Below are 19,941 nucleotides of genomic sequence, written 5' to 3'. Positions count from 1 at the left end.
GCGGGGGCCGGCGCCCCGCTGGGCTGCTCCCCCCTCTCGGGTGCAGCGCCGCCGCCTGCTGTGTGGATGGGATTGGTAACGGCTGGGAGGACGCGCGTGCGGTGCGGCTACGTCCTGTCACCGTAGGACGGACGGATGTGCGCGGATCGCGGCAGATCCGTGCGGGTGGTCTTGTTGGCGGCCGAGCAGTTTGAGCGGAAGTTCGGTCAGGTCTGTTGGAGTCGGACACCGAATCGTTGGCACGCCGTCTGGAAGGCGGCGGGTTCGTGGATGGTGAAGTCTGCGTCGAGGAAGGCCAGGTTCAGCAAAAGCCACTGCCATGAGTCGGATCTGAGGACGGCGCGTGTTCTATGCGGTGTGATGGGCTCAAGCTGGACGTCCTGGTACTTCAGAGCGTCTGCCACGGCGGTCATCGGAGCGTCAACAGTCAGGACGACGCGGTTTTGCTGCTTGTTGAGGCCCTCGCGGAGGTAGTCGATGCCGGTGTCGGCGGGCAGTGGGCGGGGGGTGAAGGCTCGGCCGGTGTTTCGAAGGTTGGTGATGCGGTCGGTACGGAAGACGCGCCAGTCGCGTTTTCCGGTGTCCCAGGCCAGCAGATACCAGCGCAGGTGCTGGTGGATCTGGCGGTGCGGCTCGACCCGGCGTGCCGTGGTAGGTCCGGTCGCGCCGGCATAGTCGAAGGCGACAAGGTGCATGTGGTGAATGGCGTCGGCGAGGACGCTCAACGTATCGACGCTGGTGCTCGGGGCCAGGGTCTGTCTGGTTTCAAGGCTGGTGCGCAGGGCAGCTGCTCGGGCGCGGAGACGCTTGGGTAGGTACTGGTCGACCTTGCCGTAGGCGCGGGCCGCCGCATCGTCGAGGCTTCCCCCGCTGGCGCTGCCGGTCGATGCGAGGGTGGCCAGTCCCAGGAGGGCCGCGATGGCTTCGTCGTCCTGAAGGAGAAGTGGGGGCATGGCGCTGCCGGCGGAGAGCCGGTAGTAGCCGCCCGGTCCCGGCTGGGCCTCGACGGGGTAGCCGTAGCCGCGGAGACGTCCGACGTCACGTCGTAGCGTGCGCGGGCTGACGTTGAGGCGGGCGGCGAGCTCCTCGCCGGTGAACGCCCGACCCATCTGCAGCGCCGCCAGCAGGGCGAGGACTCGTTGTGTGAGGTCGGTCATGAGCACATTGTCGGGGGAATCGCGGACATTTTCTGGCCACATCTGATCGTACTGTCGGGAAATGTCGCAGCGCAGGATCGAAATCCGGGGAGCCCGGACCAACAATCTGAAATCCCTCGACGTCGACGTGCCACGCGGGCAGGTGGTGGTGTTCGTGGGAGTGTCCGGGTCAGGCAAGTCATCGTTGGTGTTCGACACGATCGGCGCTGAGGCCGGCTACCAGCTCAACGAGACGTTTCCACCATTTGTCCGCAACCGGCTGCCGAAGTGGGCGCGGCCCGAGGTCGAGCAGATCGACGGTCTCTCGCCGGTGGTGGTGATCGACCAGCGACGCATCGGCGGGAATGCCCGATCCACGGTCGGTACGATCACCGATGCGTGGACCTACCTCAGGCTCCTGTTCTCCCGCGTGAGCACGCCGCACGTCGGCGAGTCCAACCACTTCTCTTTCAATGATCCCGCCGGCATGTGCACCACGTGCTCTGGCCTGGGCGAAGTTGTCGTCAGTGCCGTTGATCGCTTCCTCAACCTGGACAAGTCGCTGAAAGACAGCGCCATCCTGCTGCCCGGGTTCGGCAACGGCGGCTACTGGTACTCCCAGTACGCCGACATCGGCACATTCGACGCTGACACCCCCTTGCGCGACTGGACCCAAGCCGAACGCAACGCGCTGCTGTTCGGCGGCGAACACGCCGCACGCCTCGGCACCAAACCCCCAAAGGGCTACGAAGGTGTCGTCGAACGGTTCGAACGGATCTACCTGCAGACCTCCGACAACCTGTCCGACCGCAAGCAGGAAACCCTCGCCCGGTTCACCCGCTCCGCCGTGTGCCCGGACTGCAACGGTGATCGGCTCAACGAGGCCAGCCGCACCGCCACCGTGCTCGGCTTCACGATCGGCGAGATGGCGCGGATGGAGATCAACGAACTCGCCGCACTGGTGACGACGGTGACCGCGGCGAACGTGGCGCCGGTCGTGGCCGCACTGACGGCAAGGCTGGACGCCCTGATCACCATCGGGCTGGGGTACCTCCACCTCGGCCGCGCCACCACGACCCTGTCCGGCGGCGAGTCACAGCGCATCAAGACCGTCAAGCACCTGGGTAGCAGCCTGGTCGAGGTGCTCTACATCTTCGACGAACCCACCGTCGGCCTCCACCCGCACGATGTCGCGTCCATGACGAGGCTGCTTGAACAGCTGCGGGACAAGGGCAACAGCGTCCTTGTCGTCGAGCACGACCCCGCGGTCATGGCCGTTGCCGACCAGGTCATCGAGATCGGGCCAGGAGCGGGCAACCGGGGCGGCACACTCGTCTTCCAGGGCACCTTCGCGCAGCTGCGCCACGCCGACACCCCGACCGCGGCCGAACTGTCGCGGCATCAGCCCATCAACGATCGGCCACGAACACCACGCGGGAGCATCACCGTCACCAACGCCACCCGCAACAACCTCAAAAACCTAACCGTGGACATCCCGACCGGCGTCATGACCGTGCTCACCGGCGTCGCCGGCTCGGGAAAGTCCAGCCTCGCCACCGAACTCGTCGCTCAGCACGAGGCCATCGTGATCAACCAAAAACCGGTCACCACTAACCGTCGCTCAACCCCCATCACGTACACCGGCGTCGCCACACCCATCCGGAAGCTGTTCGCACGCCACAACAACGTTCCGGCCAGCCTGTTCAGCGCTAACTCTGAGGGCGCCTGCCGCGACTGCAATGGTCTCGGCGTCATCTACACCGACCTCGCCTTCATGGAAGGGCAGGAAACGGTCTGCGAAACCTGCCGGGGACGACGCTTCACCCCCAAAGTTCTGCGGCACACGGTCGACGGACTGTCCATCGCCGACGTCGACGAGCTCACCATCACTGATGCCATGCATCGGCTCCCCGACCCAGCAATCACGAAGGCCCTGCGTCACCTCGACGACGTCGGCCTCGGTTACCTGAGACTCGGCCAGCCTCTGACAACCCTCTCCGGCGGCGAATGTCAACGCGTCAAGGTCGCCAAGGAGCTCCGCGACACAATCAGCCCCACGCTTTACGTCCTCGACGAACCCACCACCGGGCTCCACCTCCGCGACATCGACACCCTGCTGCGCGTTCTCGACAACCTCGTGGACCACGGCCACACAGTCGTCGTCATCGAGCACAATCTCCACGTCATCCGACAAGCCGACTGGCTCATTGACCTGGGACCAGGACCCGGTAGGCACGGCGGCCAGATCCTCTACCAAGGCCATGTCGCAGACATCACCAACACCGCCACCGCACAAGCACTCAACATCGCAACCCAGCGGTGAGTCGCACTCATCTCGCAAGCGGATACCGAGGTTCGCGCGCTGAGGGTCTCCTACTAACGCAGCGTTACCGATAGTGTTCGGGTGCGGTCCCCGACGAGTCCCAGTACGGCGGTGCAGCCGCCCGAGGTTCCTTAAACTCTGGGACGCCCTCCCCACATCTGGGGCACAGCATCCCAGAGTTCAGTCACAGTTGCCGGTCAGATTCCTCCAGCTCGAAGCCTGTGGTGCAGAGCAGGTGCTCGGCGGGGGAGGCGATGGCTTCGAAGCTGGTCCGGTTGGTGCCGGAGATCAGCAGGCCGGTGCCGACCCGGGCGGCGAGCAGGAGTCGCCGTTCGCCGGCGGTGAGCCCGAACGCGTCGCCGATGGCGTCGATGGCTTGCGGGGCTTGTTTGAGCAGGATCTGGGTGGCGGCGTTGGCGACGACGGCGTGGCCGAGGTCGGTGCCGAGGACGTCGGCGACGTCCTGGGTGATCACGGTCAGGCCGGCCTGGCGTTTGCGGGCGGCCTTCGACATGCGGAACAGGAACCGGGCGCCCTCCCCGTCGCGCATCAGCAGCCACGCCTCGTCCACCACCACCAACCGCCGGACCGCCGTCCGGCCGGGTGCGTCGACCTGCCGCCAGATCGCGTCCAGGGCGAGGAGGGTGCCGACGCCGCGCAACTCGTCGGGCAGGTGCCGCAGCGACCACACGACCAGGTGCCCGTCGGGGCGGGTGGTGGTGGGCCCGTCGAACAGGTGCGAGAACGACCCATCGACCCAGGGAGCCAGCCGTGCGGCGAGCTGCCCGGCGGCCGCGTCCGTGTCGGCGCGCAGACGGTCGGCGAGGTCGCGCAGTAGTGGGGCGGGCCGGTGGTGGGTGGCCGGATCTGGGGTGATGCCCGCGCCTCGGTAGACGGCCAGGATCGCCCGGTCCAGGGCCGCGCGTTCGGCCGGGGGTGGCTGCTGCCCGAGCATCACCGCGGTGAGGGTGTGCAGGAACAGGCCGCGGCGGGTGAGCACGTCCGGGCGGGTGTCCCCTGCGGGCAGGTCGAGGGGGTTGACCTTCACGCCGGAGGCGCCGAGGCGCACCGCGGCGCCGCCGACCGCGTCGGCGAGTCGGAGGTATTCGTCTTCGGGGTCGATGACCGCGACCTGCACCTGCTGGTAGAGGTTGCGCAGGATCTCCAGCTTCACGAAGTAGGACTTGCCGGCGCCGGAGCGGGCCAGCACGACACTGTTGTGGTTCTCCTGCGCCCACCGGTCCCACCACACGATGCCCTGCGAGTCCGGGTTGATCCCGTAGAGCACGCCGCCGTCGGCGGGCGGGTCGCCGGGCAGCGGCGCGGGCAGATCAGCCGACGCGAGGGGGAACGCCGCGGCGAGGGCGGCGGTGTCCATGGTGCGGCGCACCTGCAGGCTGTCGGTCGCCAGGGGCAGGGTGGTGGTCCAGCCGGCGAGGTGCCGCCACGTCGCGGGTTGCACCTCGATCAGCGTGGACGCGGCGGCGGCTTTCACCTGCGCGCACGCCTGCAGGAGTTCGTCTTCGGTGCGGGCGTGCACGGTCAGGTATAGGCCGACGCGGAACAGCTTCGCCGCGCCGCGGGCAAGCCTCTGCGCGAGGTCGGCGGCGTCGTCCGCCGCGGCCTCCACGGACGGGTCGGGCAGTTTCCCGCGTTCGGCGTCGGCGCGGCGGGACGATTCGAACCGGGCGCGCTGGTCGCGCAGCCGAGCCGCCGCGACGGGGGCGGGCAGCGGGTCGATGTGCAGGGCAAGGTCGAGGCGGCCCGGCCAACTGAGGAGGGGTTCGAGCCAGGCCGGGCCGACCTCGGCCGGGTAGCCGGTCACCACGAGGGTCGCGGCGTAGCCGTCACCGACGCGCAGCATCCGTGGGGTCACCTCCACGGAGGCCGGAGCGACGGTGGCCGCCAGCGACGAGGGCTGGCGGCCACCGACAGTGGGTGTACGAAGACGGTTGCGGGTTCTCATCGGGGGCGGTTCCTCCTGCCGTGGTGGGTGTTCGGGCCGGTGATGACGGTGTCGGGGGCCGCGAGGCCTCCGGGCCGTGGTGGCCGGTAGGGGTCGGCGGCCGCGGCGAGCGCGGCGGTGACCGCCGCCCCGTCCAGGGCGCGGGTGGTGACGCCGAGGCCTGACAGGGCGCGGACGGTGGTCTCGGCTCGTTGTCGGGCGGCGTGCTCGCCGCGCTCGCCGGGGCTGGTGCGGGTGACGATGAGGACCTGCCGGCGCAGTGGATCCCTGCGCTGGGCGAGGTCGTCGAGGAAGCGGGCGTGATCGGCCGCCGCGTCCGCGAGGGCCGGATGCGGCAGCTGCGCCGCCGTCTGGGCGAGGGTGCGAGCGGCCGAGTGTAGGTCCACCGGCTGCGCGGACACGACGATCTGCGTCGGCGTGGACAGGCTGTTGAGCCAGCGGCCGAAGACCTCGACCAGGGCGGCCTGCTCGTTGGGGGTGCGCAGGGCGAGGTTGACGTTTGTGGCGGCGACCATCGCCGCCCGTGCCCCGCCCAGGTGGATCTGTCCGCCGTCGTCGATCGCGTCGGCGGGCAGCGTCAACGGCGCCGGCAGCATCACCCGGCTTGTCGGCGTCTGCACCCAGTCCGGGGTCTGCGACGTCGTGTCCGTGGTCGTGAGGGCCCGAGGTGCCCGCGCGTGGCGGACGGCGGCGGCCAGCCACACATCCAGGGGCCGGCCGTCGCGGCGGCCCACGGCGACGCCGAACACCATGCCGCCGGCCAGTACTCCGGCGGCTACGAGCACCAGCGGCGGCATCAGGTCGTGCAGGCCGCGCCAGGTGCCGTAGAAGACGAGCGCGGTGACGGCGAGGATCGCCAGCTGCCGGAATGTCAGCCCGTAGAGGACCTTGTCGGGGGCGTCGACGTCTGCGGGCATCCGTGTCCGCCCCGCCTCACTGCGATCGTCGTGGGCGCTCATCGGCCCACCGCCTTCACTGCTTGGCGCAGGCCGGGAATCGAGCGGGTGACCTGCTGCACGACGATCACGCGTATCGCCGCGCCGAGCATGTTCCCCCCGCGGCCCCCACTGCCGGTGGCCACGTAGCGGCGCATCAGGGCTGGTACCCGCAGCGTCGTCCACAGCATGACCATGACGACGAACAGGTTGATCACCCCGCCCGGCTCGATGGGCAGGCCGAGCACGGGCAGCAGATGCTGCGTGTCGGTGAGCATCCACTGCCCGGCGTACAGGGTGAAACCCTGCACCACGGGCACGGCAAGCACACCGGTGTACGAGCGCCACCACAGGCGCGCCAGGGGGTCGGTCTGCGGCAGCGCGTGACAGGCCAATGCGAGGGGCGCGGCGGCGGTCAGGACGAGCACGACCGCGAAGCGGACGATCACGCTGAACGCGGTGCCCGCGAGGAGGACGGCGATGATCGCCACGCAGATCACGAACAGCAGCACCGCGGTCGTGTCCCGGCCGGCGGTGATGTGGGTTCGGATCGCCCGCAGTGCCCCGTCGCTTCGCCGGCGGGTGTGGTGAGCGCGGCGGTCAGGGCGTTGGCGAGGTCGATGAGCATGCCGCACCACAGCTGTGAGAAGTGCGCGGTGACGAACCCGACGATCAGCCGGGGGAGGAGGTCCTTGATCGTGTAGCGGGTGGTCTCGTTGCCGCCGGCGGTCATGGTGAGCACCCCGGCGGCGAGGAAGGCCAGAACGAAGACGGTGTCCACGACGAGCACGGAACGGCCGGTCAGGGCCTGCACCTGCGGCAGGCCGGTGACGTTCGGGGTGACCAGCAGCACGTCGCTAATCACCCCGAACAGCGCGTCCAGGGCCGCGAGGATCGCCGTTGCCAGCCAGTCCAGGATCTGGTCGAGTAGCCAACCCATGCCTCAGCCCCCGACGATTCCCTGCACGACCTGCAGCAGGACCGGCGCGAGCACGGCGAGGCCGTAGCCGATCAGGGCGTTCTTCAACGCGCCCTTGGCCCGATCGACCTGCGTCGGGTCACCACCGGCGGTGGCCCAGTACACCCCGGCCAGGACGAGGAACAGGGTCGCGACAGCGGCGAGGATCCCCACCAGCCACGACTGCAAGTTGCTGATCACGACCGGCAGCGGATTCGGACCCCCCTTGGGGTTCGGCGTGGCGGCGTAGGCGGCGACCGGAGCGGACAGGAGCAGGACCACCATGCCGGCGACATTGGCGGCACGGCGAACGGTGCGGGAGTGGGTGAGGGCACGAAGACGTGCCGGGATGCGCGACATGAACGGGTTCACCTCCAGCCCCAGCCCGCGCTTTGGCGCGGCGGAACTTGTCAAGGCAGGTGGAACCAGTGGGTGTTACGCCGCTTGTGGCATTGGTTGATCGGTAGCGGGTTCGGTGGGGTTGATCCAGACGGTGTTGGGCAGGTGTAGCGCCTTGGGTCTGGGTCGGCGGGAGAAGCGTTCGGGGTGGGCGGTCCAGGCGGTGTCGAGGGCGTGCTCGCGTTGCTTTTGTTGGGTCGCGGCGTGGCCGTAGTGGACGTCGGCGGGGGTGTGCAGGCCGATGCCGGCGTGGTGGTGTTCGTGGTTGTACCAGCTGAAGAACGTGTCGCAGAATGCGCGGGCGTCGGCCAGTGAGCCGAAGTGTTCGGGGAACGTGGGGTGGTATTTCACGGTCTTGAACGCGGCTTCGGAGAATGGGTTGTCGTTGCTGACGCGGGGGCGTGAGTGCGAGCGGGTGACGTGGAGGTCGGCCAGGAGCGTCGCGACGCGTTTGGAGGTCATGGACGTGCCGCGGTCGGCGTGCACGACCTGCGGGGACGCCGTGCACGGCGATGACCTCGGTGATGAAGTCGTGGGCGATGTCGGCGCTCTCTCTGGCGGCGACGTGGTGGCCGACGATGTACCGGGACCAGATGTCGATCATGACGTAGGCGTCGTAGTAGACGCCCTTGGTCGGGCCGGGCAGTTTGGTGATGTCCCAGGTGAACACCTGCCCGGGGCCGGTGGCGGTCAGCTCCGGGCGGGCCCGGGTGGGGTGTCGGGCCTGGCGGCGCCGGTCGACGACCTGGTTGTTGGTGCGCAGGATGCGGTAGAGGGTGGAGATCGAGGCCAGGTAGACGCCTTCGTCGAGCAGCGTCGCGAACGCCTCAGTCGGGGTGGTGTCGACGAACCGGTCGCTGTCGAGCACGGCCAGGATCCGGGCGCGTTCGGCGTCGGACAGTCGGTTCGCCGGCGCCGGCCGCGGCGCCGGCGGACGCCCATCGAGGGGTCGGGAGCGTCGGTGGGCGGTGCTGCGGGCGATCCCGGTCAGCCGGGCCGCCGCACGGGTCGACGTCGCCGCGGCAAGCAACTGGGCGTGGGCGTTGGTCAGGGCTTGGTCGGCTTGGTGTCGGTGTCCGCGCTCTCGGAGATCTCGGCCAAGAGCGCGTGTGCTTTTCCCATGATGTCCAACGCCGCCTCGGTCCGGGCGATCTTGCGGTTCGCCAGCTCCAACTGGCGGCGCAGCCGAGCGATCTCGGCCTGTTCCCCACTCGGCCGGCCGACGGTCTGACCGGGCTTCTTACCCTCCAGCAGGCCGGCGTCACGGGCGCGGCGCCACTCACTCATCAGCGACGAGTACAAGCCGTTACGGCGCAGATACCCGTTGCCGTCACCCTCAGCGACGGCCTGCTCGTATCCGGCGAGCAGCCGCAGCTTCTCCGCCGCAGTGAACGACCGACGCCGCCGCGGCCGATCTGCACGAGGTCCCTCACTGGTCATGACCCCATCGTGCCCGACGGACAGTTGCGCGCTGGAAATCGTCATCGAGAGAAGATCCATCCCCGCGCTTTTCGCCGAGGCCGGGCGGCCCGCCAAACTGTGGCGGCGGGCTTTCCCGGCTGCTGCCCGGCCGGCGGTGTGTGGCGCAGGCCGTTGGCACCGGGGCTGCATATGGCTATGTATCCGTGGGAATGCGGGCCGCAGGCGAGGAGCTCACCGCGCACGGCCCCACCGCTGGCCAGGCCTCACTGGCTTCTGGCTGCGTCCGTTGACAACAACGCCCCCAGGCTGCCGGGCCGCGACCGGCCTGTCGACGCTGTTCGGCCGTGGCTGTGGTGGGCGTGCTGCACATCACGCGTTCCGTCCCCTTTCCTCCCCTCGCCAAGATAGGCACCCATTCGGCCGGCCTGCACCATGACTGGAGTCCGTCATGAACAAAGCCCGCCCCCGACGCCAGCGCATCGTCATCGGCGCAGACACCTACCTGCCGGATGTCAATGGCGCGGCGAACTTCACCCACCGGCTCGCCACTGGGCTGCTTGGCCGTGGGCACGAGGTGCATGTGATCTGCCCGGCGAGGGAGAGCGGTCCGGGCAGCACCCTGGAGGAGGGGCTTGTGGTGCGCCGGCTCGTGTCCCACCGCACCCCGTTTCATCCCACGTTCCGCGTCTGCGTGCCGTGGCAGGTAGCCCGGCCAGCAGCGCGCCTACTGGACGAAGTCGCCCCCGATGTGGTGCACATCCAGTCCCACTTCCCGGTCTGCCGCGGCCTGGCCGCCGCCGCGCGCCAGCGCCGGATACCGGTGGTGGCCACCAACCATTTCATGCCGGAGAACCTCCTCGGCTACGCCCGGCTTCCCGCCTGGCTCGCCGGTGTGGCCTGTCGGCTCGCCTGGCGTGACCTCGTACGTGTCTTTCACCGCGCCTGCATCGTCACCGCTCCCACCCCACGGGCGGTGCAACTGCTGCACGAGAACGGCTTGCGCTGCGCCGCCGAGCCGGTGTCCTGCGGCCTCGACCTGGACCGCTTCGCTCAGCCACTGCCCGACGGCGGCGACGGGCGGCGGCGTGTGCTGTTCGTGGGCCGGCTCGACCAGGAGAAGAATGTCGACCAGTTGCTGCACGCGCTGGCGCTGCTGCCTGAGCGGCTGCAGGCCATCGGCGAGATCGTCGGCGACGGCTACCACCGCCGGGTGCTGGAGGACCTGGCGCGCCAGCTCGGCATCTGGAATCGGGTCATCTTCCACGGCCTCGTCAGCGACCAGGAGCTCCTGCACGCCTATGCCCGCTGCGACGTATTCTGCATGCCCGGCACCGCCGAACTCCAGAGCCTAGTGACCATGGAGGCCATGGCCGCCGGCAAGCCGATCGTCGCAGCCGACGCCATGGCGCTGCCGCACCTGGTCCAAACCGGCAGTAACGGCTACCTCTATCCGCCAGGAGACATTCACACCCTCCCCGCGCACTTGGCCTCCCTCCTGGACGACGCGTCGGCTCGCGCCCAGATGGGAGCGGTCAGCCGGCGGATCATCACTGCGCACGACCTTGGCCACGCGCTGCGCACATTCGAGGAGCTATACCTGAAGGCCGCCACCGGGGAATTCGCGGGCCGCGCCAGCGGCGTCGCCCGCCCCTGCGATGAAAGCGAGCACGATGAGCAATCTGCGAGTTCTCGTCATTGATGACGAGCCCAAGATCCGCACGACCGTGCGCGGGAAGCGGACGGATTCGAGGTCAGCGAGACGGCAGACGGGTCATCCGTGGGTGCAGTCCGTCACCCGCGACCGGCCTGGTCGTACTGGACGTGGACGTGATGCTGCCCGGGCTGGACGAAGTCCAGGTGCTGCGGCGCATCCGGCAGACCAGGTTCGGCAGGGGGGTCCGCCTCTGCGGGCAGTCTGGCCGGTAGTCCGTGCCGCGCGGGCATACGGCAACTCAACGTCGACGGCGGGCCACGACGCGCCTGTCAGGCCGCAGCTGCCGCACCGCTGTGGCAACGCCGACGGCGGTGACGGCGGCGATGACGACGGCAGCGCGATGGCGGCGGGCTGCCGACCGAAGTGCGACGGTCGCGTCGCGGATTGAACGGGCGGCCGGGCCCGCTTTTTGTGCGGCATTTTGAGAGCTGCTGCGGAATGCGGCCATCGTCCGCGTGCCGCGTTGGCGCACCGCGTTGCCGCGTTGCCGCGCGGTGCCCGCCATGCGGGTGAGACCGGCGCTGTCCGCCCCTTGCCGAGCTTTCTGCACCGCTCCTGCTGTCTTTCCTCGCATCGCCTGGGCCGCGCCCGTCACTCGTCCGCGGAGGCGACTCTTGATCTGGAGGGCACTGTCTCGGCCCCGCGCCTTCACGTCGGTCTTGGCTGCCAGGGCCTGCACTGTGGCGCCGAGTTCCGCTCGTGTCTTCTCGACGTCCTCGTTGATGCGGTCCGGGTCGCTGTTTGCGTCCGCCATCATCGCCCTCTCCCCTTCTTGGCGGCCTGTTGCACTGACTTGACGTCGGTGCGCACGCTGTCGAGCGTCGACTGGGGCTTGAGAGGCATCATCTTGCTGGTCTGCTTCTTCCCGGACAGCGCGAGCAGACCGGCCACCGCTAACAGGATCACCGCCACTACCAGCGCTGCCAGCCACGCCCACATGACCTTCGCCAGTAGCAGGATGAACGCGGCGACGAGGCCGCCCCCGCCGTAGAACGCCATCCCGCCCGCGCCGCCGAGCATCGCCGCGGCGGCACCGGCGCGTTTTCCTTTGCCGGTCAACTCCGCGCGGGCCGCGGCCAGCTCGTCGCGCACCAGCCGGGTGATCTGGTCGGTGGCACGCTCGACGAGTTGCGCGACGCTGGCCTCTGCCGGTTGTGCCTGCTGGGTCTTCGGGTCGCCACCGGGCGGGCCATCCATGTGCGGTCGTCACCTCACCGTCAGCGGGTGGCTGCGGCCGAGGAGACGGCGGCGTTGCTTGTACCGGTCGTTGCCCCGGCCGGTGATGAGGTGTCTGTGACGGTGGATGCGCCGTCGGCTGGAGCAGGAAGATCAGTGACGGAGATGTCATCTGCCGTGCGCTGCCAGCTGATTCGCACAATGGCCACCACCGCCGCCACCGCTAGCGCTGCTGCTGCTGCCGTCGCGGGCCGGATCATCGCCGCCGTCTGCAACAGCGACCGCTTCCTACTACGCCTACGCCTCATGTCGATCGTCCCCTTTCTGCCGTGATTCGCGCTTTCCCTCATCGTGAAGACAAGGAAGCCACGGAGAGGGCGATTCGGCACTTTTTGTCCCAGTCGTGTCGCAACGACCGCCAGCCCGGGGCCCGCCCGATCATCGACTGGAACCTCTGCGACGACTGTCGCGTTCGAGGTTCTGCGGCGTGTCCGCGTGGTGGGCGGGCGGGTCGTGGTGCCGCCCGCCCCTGAGCTCTCACCCTCGAGGCGAGACCTTCCGTCACCGCCGGCGGCGGCTGGCCTCGGGGATGTTCGACTCGAACTCCTCGTGGCGGACCTGCTCGTCGATCGACTGGTCCTCGACCACCTCGTCCTTGGCCAGGTGGGCGCGCTCGACTGGCACCTGGTCCTTGGCCACGACGGGGCGTTCGGCGCGTAGCGGCATCTCCTGCTGCGCCTCGCCGATGTCGGCGCGAACCTGCCCGGCGTTCTCGGCGGTGATCGGTTCGCGCTCGATGTACACCTCGTCGTGCTCGACCGGCACGCTCGTGTGGACGTTGTCGGTGACGACGTACTTGCGTAGCACCGCCGTGCCGGCCGGCTGGCTCTCCGTGCCGACTCGCAGCCGCTCCTCGGACCGGATCAGGTCCTCGCGGCCCTGCAAGGTGCGCTGCGGCGCCTGCTGCGGCTGCATCTGATAGTGCTGGTACAGCTGTGCGGTCTGCTCGGCGTCAAGCGGAGCATCCGTACCGGCCTCCACGCTCGGGCGCTGGTGACCGTGGCCTTGTCGTAGGCGACCATCAGCTGGCGGTCCTGCATCTGGGCGTTGCCCAGCGGGGCCATCGCCTCCCGCTTGCCGTCGGTCTGCACGCTGACCCAGGTCGGGTAGCCCGCAGCGTCGGCCCACACCTGCCGGACTTTGCCGATCTTGGCACCCGAGCTGTCCTTGACCTTCGTGCCGTGTACGAGTTCACCTGCTGCTGAGTCAGTTCCATCATCTGCTCCTCTCCCTGTCACCGCCCGCCTACCCGCCGCTTTTCGGCAGGCATTCGTGGCCGGTGTGCCTCCCCGTAGCCGGGCACAGTCCGGCGGGCATAACGGCGGTCGACGTGGGCATTCGCGGGTGGCCTGAGGCGAATGCGAGGAAGGAGAAACATGAGCGCGATGAACCCGCCGGCGGGCGGTTCCGCGAACCCCCCGGACCATCCCATCCGTCCACGCCATGCCGAAGCCGGCACCGCAGCGAAGACCAGCGCGGCGGCGGCGTTCGCCCTGGTGTTCGGAGTGGCGGGACTGATCTGCGTGCTGACCGCGATCTTGTCCGCAGTCGGGTTCGTGCTCGGGATCATCGGCGTCATCCTCGGCATCATCGGACTCCGCATGGCCCGCCGCCCCAACGTCACCGGCCACGGCGTCGCCATCGGAGGCCTCGTCCTCAGCGTCATAGCCGTCGTGTTGGCCCTCATCATCGCCGCCGGCGTCACCACGTTCCTCAACAACCAAAGCGCCGTGAACCGACTCGAGCACCAGGTCGAGAAACTCCGCGACAAGCTGCCCCACTGAACCGCCGTGTCGATGCTCCGGCCACCCGCAACGCGGACTGACGGGGGAGCAGACTCCTCCAATCGAACCTGGCCACGGCCGGTTCACGAAGGGGTGGTCGTCGAACGGCACGTCCGGAGACAACCGCAGGCAGCCATGATTGCTGCCCGGGTGACGCGTTTCGTGCCGCTGCCAGCCTGGCGGGATTAGCGGCGGCCGATCGGCCTGCCCGTCATCCGTTCTGCGACCTGCCGCAGCTTCTCCTGCGTGCTCGGCTTGGCCGCCTCGCGTCGCCCGAGGTTGATCATCTTTCGGCCCTGCTGGCTGTTCAGGAATCCCTTGACTCGCTGGCCGACCGATGTCATGCCCGTCCCCTTTCGGTGCTCTGCCTGGTTTCGATGGCAGCGCTCTGCGCGCTGGTGTCGTACCCGGTCGTGCGTTGTTCATCTGCCGTTCAACTGAACCGGGGAGAAGGCCCACTGACCGATCGAGCCCCAGGGCTCATTGGCCGCTGCCTGTCCGCTTGTGAATCTTCTGTCGAGTCACCTACTGCCTCACGCTCTGGCAGTCGAGGCCGTTGTGGCAGGGCGTCTTCAGAAGAACTTGATGATCCTGAGGGCCACCGGCACCCCGGGTACGCCCTGCGGGCAAAGAGGCATGAACGGGATAAAGCTTACCCAATGCCGTCATTTGTCACTTTCTGGGTTGCACGATGGGGTGGGTCGAGTTGAGACGCTAGGCGAGGTGTGCACAGGAAGCGTTGGGCAACCGGGAAACGGCCGCTTTTTGCTGGAGGCAGCGGCGATGGTCCTGACAGCGGCGGTGGCCGCCGTGGCCGTTGTGCGTGCCGGTCGGCCACGTACCCGAGGAGACGCGAACGAGGGCCTCACCCCGCTTCTGGCAGCGATTCTTCCGTCACCGGAGGCGTGAAAGGAAACGCCATCGCTCAGCACCACCATGACCGGCGCGAGCGATGACACGGCCGCTACGGCAGCGCCATTCGCTGACGCGCGGCCCGCTTGGCGGATTACGCCCACGGCATGACGCGGCACGGGCTGCATGGCCGGCATCGCGTCGCCGTGGCAGCACGACAGCTTCAACCGAGGCACGCCCGTCGCCGATCCTGAAACGTCCTCTCCCATCGGCGAGCCCGCTTACGGCCGACGACAGGCCGGTGGTCCCAGCCGCGTGCTTCGGCGTCGCATCCCTCGACGGCCAGCGGCCAGGGCGCGGCGGGGCGGGCCCGCATCGACGGGTCCGCCCCTGCACCGCACCCGGCGCCCCTGCACCGCACCCGGCTCAGTCCTGCCGGAGCTGGCCCGCGGTTTCCTGTGCCTGCCCCTGCACCTGCTGGGCAGACGACTTGGCCTGGCCCTGGACGGCGGACGCGCCGTGGACGGCGGTGGATCCGACCGACTGGGCTGCGTGCTTCGCGGGTTCGCGCAGGTGGTCCCGCATCTGGTGACCGGCCTGGCTGGCCTGCTCGCGCAGTTCGCCGGAGTGCTGGCGGGCCATTCCCTTGGCCTGGCCGGCCCACTGCCGCTCGGAGCGGCTGGGTGGGATCAGCGCGGAGACCAGCAGCCCGGCGCCGAAGGCGATCAGGCCGGCCGCCAGTGGGTTGCCTTGAGCCTGCTGCCGGGACTGCTGCCCGAGTTCGCGGGCCTGGTTGCGCATCGACCCGGCGGCGGCCGACACCTGCTGGCCGGCGCCGTGCCCGTCCATCGGTGTGCCCATCACCTTCTCCTTGACCCGGGTGAGCGCCCCGCGGGCCTGGTCGACACGGTCACCGGCGATCCGCCGTGGGTTGACCTTGTCGCTCAGCGCGTCGACGTCACTGATCAGTTCGTTGCGGGTCTGCTCTATCTGCTGTCGGATCTGGTCCGGATCGGTCGACATCATCTGCTCCCTTCCGGCTCGTTCACCGGCCGCGTAGGGCGTCCGGCATCTGCCGTGCGGTCTGTTGCGTCCGGGGCAGCACCGCGCGCAGCTGCCGCAGCTTCGTCCGCCCGATGGCGAGGAGGATGGCGGCGATGATCGCCCACACTCCCGCCACGATGAGCGCGGCCCAGCTCTGGTCCATCACGTCGGACAGACCCCACCAGACTGCGTACGAGACGAACAGAACGGTCAGGAAACCGGCCAGCGCGGCACCACCGAACATGCCGCCGGCCTTGCCGGCCTGGCTCGCCTCCTCGCGCAGCTCCGCCTTGGCCAGCTCGATCTCCTGGCGGAACAGCGTCGACACATCGCGGGTCACGTCACCCAGCAGCTCACCGACCGACTGGGTGCGCTCCTTCTCCGGGGCGCTCACGGTGCCACCTCACCCGAGATGTCCGACTCCCGCTGGCCTACCGGCGACACGCTCTGCGCCCGCGCCGCCCCGGTGTACGGGCCTTCGCCGGTGTACGCGGCCTCAACCTCCTGCGGCTCCGGCTGCGGCATCGGTTGGCCCGGCTGCGGGGTCTGACCCATCTGTTCGCTTGGCCGCCTCCCGTTCCCCGAGGCCAGGTTTCGGGTGAGCCGGCCGACCAGCACTCCGGCCACCGCCGCGCCGGCGAGAAACATCCCAGGGTGCTGGCGGGCGTACCCGCGAACGTCGTCCATCACCTCGCCAGGTTCACGCTCGTCGAGCCATCCGGCGGTCCGATCCGCGGCCATCGCCGCGCGTCGGACAGCCTCACCGGCCATACCGGTATCTCCGCCGCGGTCGGCCATCGAGCCGAGCTGCTGGCCGAGACCGCGCAACCCCTCAGCGGCCCGATGCTGCTGCGTCCGAGCCTGATCGCGCAGCTGCGAGGTGGCCTCCCCGGTCAGGTGCCGCGCCTCCTGCCGCGCCTGCGCGGCCACTTGCCGGCCCTGCTCGACGGCAGTGTGACCGACCTGGCCACCCGCCTGCGCCGTCTGCTGACCCATCTGGGACGCCGCCTGGCGGGCCTGCTCGGTGGTGCCGCCCGGCGGTCTGCTCTGGTTGATCGCCGTCATCGCGAGCTCCTCTCCTCGGCTCCCGGCCACGATGCAGCCCGGAACACCACCCGCGTACCCCCACCGCCTCACCACAATCGCCAGGGCTGGGCAACACGAGAGCCGCCTGTTGATCAAACGAGCGCAGCGCGACGCGGGAGGAGGCTGGTCCGGATCTCGTCGGATCTGAATTCGCGGCTGCTGGGGATCGTGCTGCTGCAGCAATCACATGAGAGGAGCCCTGCTCGTCACGGCTGCGCCCGTAGGGCGAACTTCTCGCCGGGTCGCGGCTTCGCTTGCCCGGCTCGGCATAGCGCTGGCCGCTTCGTCCCACGGGTGGGAATATCTCCGGCAGAAGGGGAAGCCGGGCGCATATGGCCCTCTTCGGGCCATCCGGTGCGCATCCGTTAGCGAGGCGACCCCGCGCTCTGGGGCCCTGATATATAGGCCTCCACCGGAGAAGGCGTCTGCCCTGCTTGATCTAGTTACGTCGGCATGCGCGGCAATCTGGGTGATGGTCCAGCCGCGTTCGCGGGAGGTGTCGATCGCATGGCGGACGAACCGGGCGAACGCCACCTGGTGCGGTCCGGGCTGCGGGCGGGCTTGTGTGGCCAGACGTGGGGGGTGGGGGACAGGACTCGGAGTGGGCCCCGGCTTTCCTGGCGGTGTGGGCGATCGTGCTCATCGTCGACATCGGTTCAGTCTTCTCATGTCCACGCGTTTGTGCACCCCCTCCGCCTTGTCTGCCGGCCAGGTGCTCCTACCTGTTTGCAGGAAACCGATGCGTCCTGCACACCGGAAGGCGCTCGGCCCGTCCGCGGCCCGTTACATCGACGTATCGAAGGGCGGACAGATCGGGCCTATCGGGGCCCGGCGTACGCACTGGTGGAGGCGAGATGGGTGGGTCTGCGTGCGCTTGGGTCACCGATGGAGCTTGTCCCCGGCAACGGTCGGGGTTGCGGCATGAGGCGGCGCAGTCGCCTGCCTGCGCGGCAGGCGTTACGTGGGCGTCGCGGGTTGACAGAGCAACTCGCCCGTGGCGGGGTCCTTGCACAGGTAGCGGTCGCCTTCGTGCATCCATCCCCACAGCCAGTCCTTGAACAGAGGCTGGCGGCAATGGCGGCAGGTGCCGGCTCGTCGCCCCTGCGGCGTTGGTGGTGGCGCCTGGCCGGTCTTCTCTATCGCCGTTGGTGTCCCGGTCGTGGCTCTGGAGATGTTGTGGTGGTGGGGCGGTGGCGGGACGGTCGCTGGTGGACGTGGAACTGACGGTGGCGGGTTGGCCATAGTTGCTCCCTTGCTGCGCTGTTGGGACGGGACCAGGCGGGCCCCGACACCCGAGGCATGCCCGTCGGGGAAGTCCGCAGCCAGCCCTCCCTCAAGAACAGGCGATGCGCGAGGCACTGTTACGGGGGCATGATCGCTGCTGCTGGCGAACGCCGTGTGGAACCGGCAGCGGGTCCAGCTGTCGCCGGGAAACGCCGCTGCTTGTCCCGCCATCGCGACCGCCGCTGATTCGACTCCCGCAATCCTGCCGTAGGAGTCACCTGAGCCGGTGGAAGTCGGCGTATGGGTGAACGTGCCGAGCCGGCGTACGACGTTCATCCGTACCTACCTGGTCTCGTTCACCCGTACGCCGACAGTGGGGGTTGGTGAGCGCTGACCGATGCGGCGCTGGCCCTGGTGCGGCCGACGCCGAGCCGGGCCACCGAACTGGAGGCCGAGACGCTGGCCGTCCGAGAGCAACTGGAGACATTCCAGCGGGAACTGCAGGAGCTGAGGGCAACGGTATGGGACCTGACCAGAACATCGACCCGTGGCGGGAAGCGATTATGACCCCCGGCGCCACCATGCGCCGGGCGCAGGCGCTCGTGGCCGACGAGGAACGCCGATCCCGAGGCCAGGCCTGACGCCGTATCCAATGAGGCGGCCAGCGTGACCACCCCGTCACCCGATCGGTTGAGGGACGATCACCCGCCAGCCCGGCGCAGCACCGGCCGATACGGTGGGTGACGTCGGAGCGGTAGGCGCAGCCACGCGGATGGCTTCATGCCTCGCCTGCCGCTTCCGCCAGGTCACCCGAAGGGCTTCCCGAGCCGGCAGGTCCAGGCTCCTTGCCGTCCGTCCCCCTTCGGCGTGTGGTGACGGGGCGACGGGCAACAGGTGCCGCGGCCGAAAGCGCGGTTGTCCGTCGCCCCGTTACCAGTATTTCGGTCATGACAGCCATGGGCGGATGTCGAGACAACCGGAAGTAGACGCAGGAGCTGCTGCGCAGTGGGCTGCGCCGGGTGATGTCGTGCTGGTCAAGGCAGCCAACTGACTACTCATGCTAGCGGACAGGCTGCTCAAGACGGGGCGTGCGCGAGGGGTAGGAGTCAGCTGAGCTGAGATGCAGGCGTTGCCCCTGGTGTGCCGTCCGCGGTTGGTTCCAGGGTCTCGATTTGCGGCTTGATTTCACAATAGAGATATGCGAACGCCATTTGTCCCATCTAAGGCGCTTTGCCCGTTTATGCTCCGATTGTCGTCAGGAAGGGGACGGGGCGTGGATTCCATGACCGCCACGAGGCCGCGAGCTGCATTCGGCAAGGCGGAGCGCGTGTTGCGTGCTTCCCGGGTGGTGCGTGCAAGCCTGGTGTTCACCGTGGTGGTCATGGTGGCTGGTCTGGTAGCCGTGCTGGGTCGCGGCCTCGTTGCGGATTCATCGTCACGCGGTGCCGGGCCACTCTCGGCCGGCGTAGGGGGCCTGCTCTTCGCCGACCAATCACCGAATGAGGTTCTGCCGCCGTCAGGGAAGGCCGGCGATGACCCATGGTCGCAATCCGATGAAGTCGACCAGGGCGGGCAGCCAGCGGAAGCCAGCAAGGCTGATGGTCCTTCCGGTGCGAGGGCCATCACCGGCACCTCGGCGGTGGCGCTCACCTTCGACGATGGGCCTGACCCGCGGTATACGCCGCAGGTGCTCGCCCTGCTGCGTGAACACCACCTCACCGCCACGTTCTGCGTCGTTGGCGAGAACGCCCGGGCTCATCCCGATCTGATTCGGGCGATCGTGGCCGGCGGGCACACCTTGTGCAATCACACATGGAATCACGACGTGGCCCTCGGCCGCCGGTCCCCGGACCGGGTCCGGG

16 protein-coding genes and 2 pseudogenes are annotated in these 19,941 nt (G+C 68.9%); 5 read left to right on the top strand and 13 right to left on the bottom strand.

Annotated elements, in window-relative coordinates:
• Positions 1 to 206 precede the first annotated feature (206 nt).
• A complete protein-coding gene (locus tag ABZ570_RS29510; protein WP_358070681.1) occupies positions 207 to 1,157 on the bottom strand; it encodes a WYL domain-containing protein in 951 nt (316 codons plus the stop codon).
• 61 nt (positions 1,158 to 1,218) lie between these two features.
• Between ABZ570_RS29510 and ABZ570_RS29505 the strand changes: the two genes are divergently transcribed.
• Positions 1,219 to 3,459 (top strand): excinuclease ABC subunit UvrA, encoded by a 2,241-nt coding sequence (locus ABZ570_RS29505; RefSeq protein WP_358070679.1) that lies wholly within the window; start codon positions 1,219 to 1,221, stop codon positions 3,457 to 3,459.
• Positions 3,460 to 3,643: 184 nt separating this feature from the next.
• On the opposite strand, the gene ABZ570_RS29500 is transcribed toward ABZ570_RS29505, so the two are convergent.
• From ABZ570_RS29500 to ABZ570_RS29480, 5 genes and pseudogenes are all read right to left on the bottom strand, one after another.
• Entirely contained in the window at positions 3,644 to 5,425 is a 1,782-nt protein-coding gene (locus tag ABZ570_RS29500; protein WP_358070677.1) for a DUF87 domain-containing protein, read from the bottom strand.
• Positions 5,422 to 6,384 (bottom strand): PrgI family protein, encoded by a 963-nt coding sequence (locus tag ABZ570_RS29495; protein ID WP_358070675.1) that lies wholly within the window; start codon positions 6,382 to 6,384, stop codon positions 5,422 to 5,424. The genes ABZ570_RS29500 and ABZ570_RS29495 overlap by 4 nt, the downstream gene beginning before the upstream one ends.
• A pseudogene (locus tag ABZ570_RS29490) lies at positions 6,381 to 7,300 on the bottom strand (hypothetical protein). Before ABZ570_RS29490 ends, ABZ570_RS29495 begins: the two are co-directional and overlap by 4 nt.
• Positions 7,301 to 7,303: 3 nt before the next feature.
• Positions 7,304 to 7,678, bottom strand: a complete 375-nt coding sequence (locus tag ABZ570_RS29485) for a pilin (RefSeq protein ID WP_358070674.1) — start codon at positions 7,676 to 7,678, stop codon at positions 7,304 to 7,306.
• A 75-nt stretch (positions 7,679 to 7,753) separates the two neighbouring features.
• Positions 7,754 to 9,202, bottom strand: a pseudogene (locus tag ABZ570_RS29480) (IS3 family transposase).
• 385 nt (positions 9,203 to 9,587) lie between these two features.
• On the opposite strand from ABZ570_RS29480, the gene ABZ570_RS29475 reads away from it, so the two are divergent.
• A complete protein-coding gene (locus tag ABZ570_RS29475; RefSeq protein ID WP_358070672.1) occupies positions 9,588 to 10,838 on the top strand; it encodes a glycosyltransferase in 1,251 nt (416 codons plus the stop codon).
• A gap of 253 nt (positions 10,839 to 11,091) precedes the next feature.
• Here the strand turns inward: ABZ570_RS29475 and ABZ570_RS29470 are convergent, their stop codons facing one another.
• Together ABZ570_RS29470 and ABZ570_RS29465 are read right to left on the bottom strand one after the other, a co-directional pair.
• Complete coding sequence (locus ABZ570_RS29470) at positions 11,092 to 11,610, bottom strand: DUF3618 domain-containing protein (RefSeq protein WP_358070670.1); 519 nt, start codon at positions 11,608 to 11,610, stop codon at positions 11,092 to 11,094.
• Positions 11,607 to 12,050: a phage holin family protein gene (locus tag ABZ570_RS29465; RefSeq protein WP_358070668.1), complete on the bottom strand. Its 444-nt coding sequence runs from the start codon at positions 12,048 to 12,050 to the stop codon at positions 11,607 to 11,609. Before ABZ570_RS29465 ends, ABZ570_RS29470 begins: the two co-directional genes overlap by 4 nt.
• Before the next feature lie 27 nt (positions 12,051 to 12,077).
• Between ABZ570_RS29465 and ABZ570_RS29460 the strand changes: the two genes are divergently transcribed.
• Entirely contained in the window at positions 12,078 to 12,362 is a 285-nt protein-coding gene (locus tag ABZ570_RS29460) for a hypothetical protein (protein ID WP_358070666.1), read from the top strand.
• A 228-nt stretch (positions 12,363 to 12,590) separates the two neighbouring features.
• Here ABZ570_RS29460 and ABZ570_RS29455 read toward each other — a convergent pair whose 3' ends face one another.
• A complete protein-coding gene (locus tag ABZ570_RS29455; RefSeq protein WP_358070664.1) occupies positions 12,591 to 13,070 on the bottom strand; it encodes a YsnF/AvaK domain-containing protein in 480 nt (159 codons plus the stop codon).
• A 395-nt stretch (positions 13,071 to 13,465) separates the two neighbouring features.
• Here ABZ570_RS29455 and ABZ570_RS29450 point away from each other — a divergent pair, with 395 nt between their 5' ends.
• Positions 13,466 to 13,873, top strand: a complete 408-nt coding sequence (locus tag ABZ570_RS29450) for a hypothetical protein (RefSeq protein ID WP_358070662.1) — start codon at positions 13,466 to 13,468, stop codon at positions 13,871 to 13,873.
• Between the two features lie 185 nt (positions 13,874 to 14,058).
• On the opposite strand, the gene ABZ570_RS29445 is transcribed toward ABZ570_RS29450, so the two are convergent.
• The 4 genes from ABZ570_RS29445 to ABZ570_RS29430 form a co-directional block, all read right to left on the bottom strand.
• Positions 14,059 to 14,217 (bottom strand): hypothetical protein, encoded by a 159-nt coding sequence (locus tag ABZ570_RS29445; RefSeq protein ID WP_358070660.1) that lies wholly within the window; start codon positions 14,215 to 14,217, stop codon positions 14,059 to 14,061.
• 934 nt (positions 14,218 to 15,151) lie between these two features.
• A complete protein-coding gene (locus ABZ570_RS29440) occupies positions 15,152 to 15,748 on the bottom strand; it encodes a DUF3618 domain-containing protein (RefSeq protein WP_358070658.1) in 597 nt (198 codons plus the stop codon).
• Positions 15,749 to 15,770: 22 nt separating this feature from the next.
• Complete coding sequence (locus ABZ570_RS29435) at positions 15,771 to 16,163, bottom strand: phage holin family protein (protein ID WP_358070656.1); 393 nt, start codon at positions 16,161 to 16,163, stop codon at positions 15,771 to 15,773.
• Entirely contained in the window at positions 16,160 to 17,038 is an 879-nt protein-coding gene (locus ABZ570_RS29430) for a hypothetical protein (RefSeq protein ID WP_358070654.1), read from the bottom strand. The genes ABZ570_RS29435 and ABZ570_RS29430 overlap by 4 nt, the downstream gene beginning before the upstream one ends.
• 2,314 nt (positions 17,039 to 19,352) lie before the next feature.
• On the opposite strand from ABZ570_RS29430, the gene ABZ570_RS29425 reads away from it, so the two are divergent.
• The coding region (locus ABZ570_RS29425; RefSeq protein WP_358070652.1) for a polysaccharide deacetylase family protein at positions 19,353 to 19,941 on the top strand (589 nt) is incomplete at its 3' end.

This window comes from Micromonospora sp. NPDC007271 (genome assembly GCF_040634005.1).
Lineage (GTDB): Bacteria > Actinomycetota > Actinomycetes > Mycobacteriales > Micromonosporaceae > Micromonospora.
This window is presented reverse-complemented; position numbering and strand designations above follow the sequence as displayed.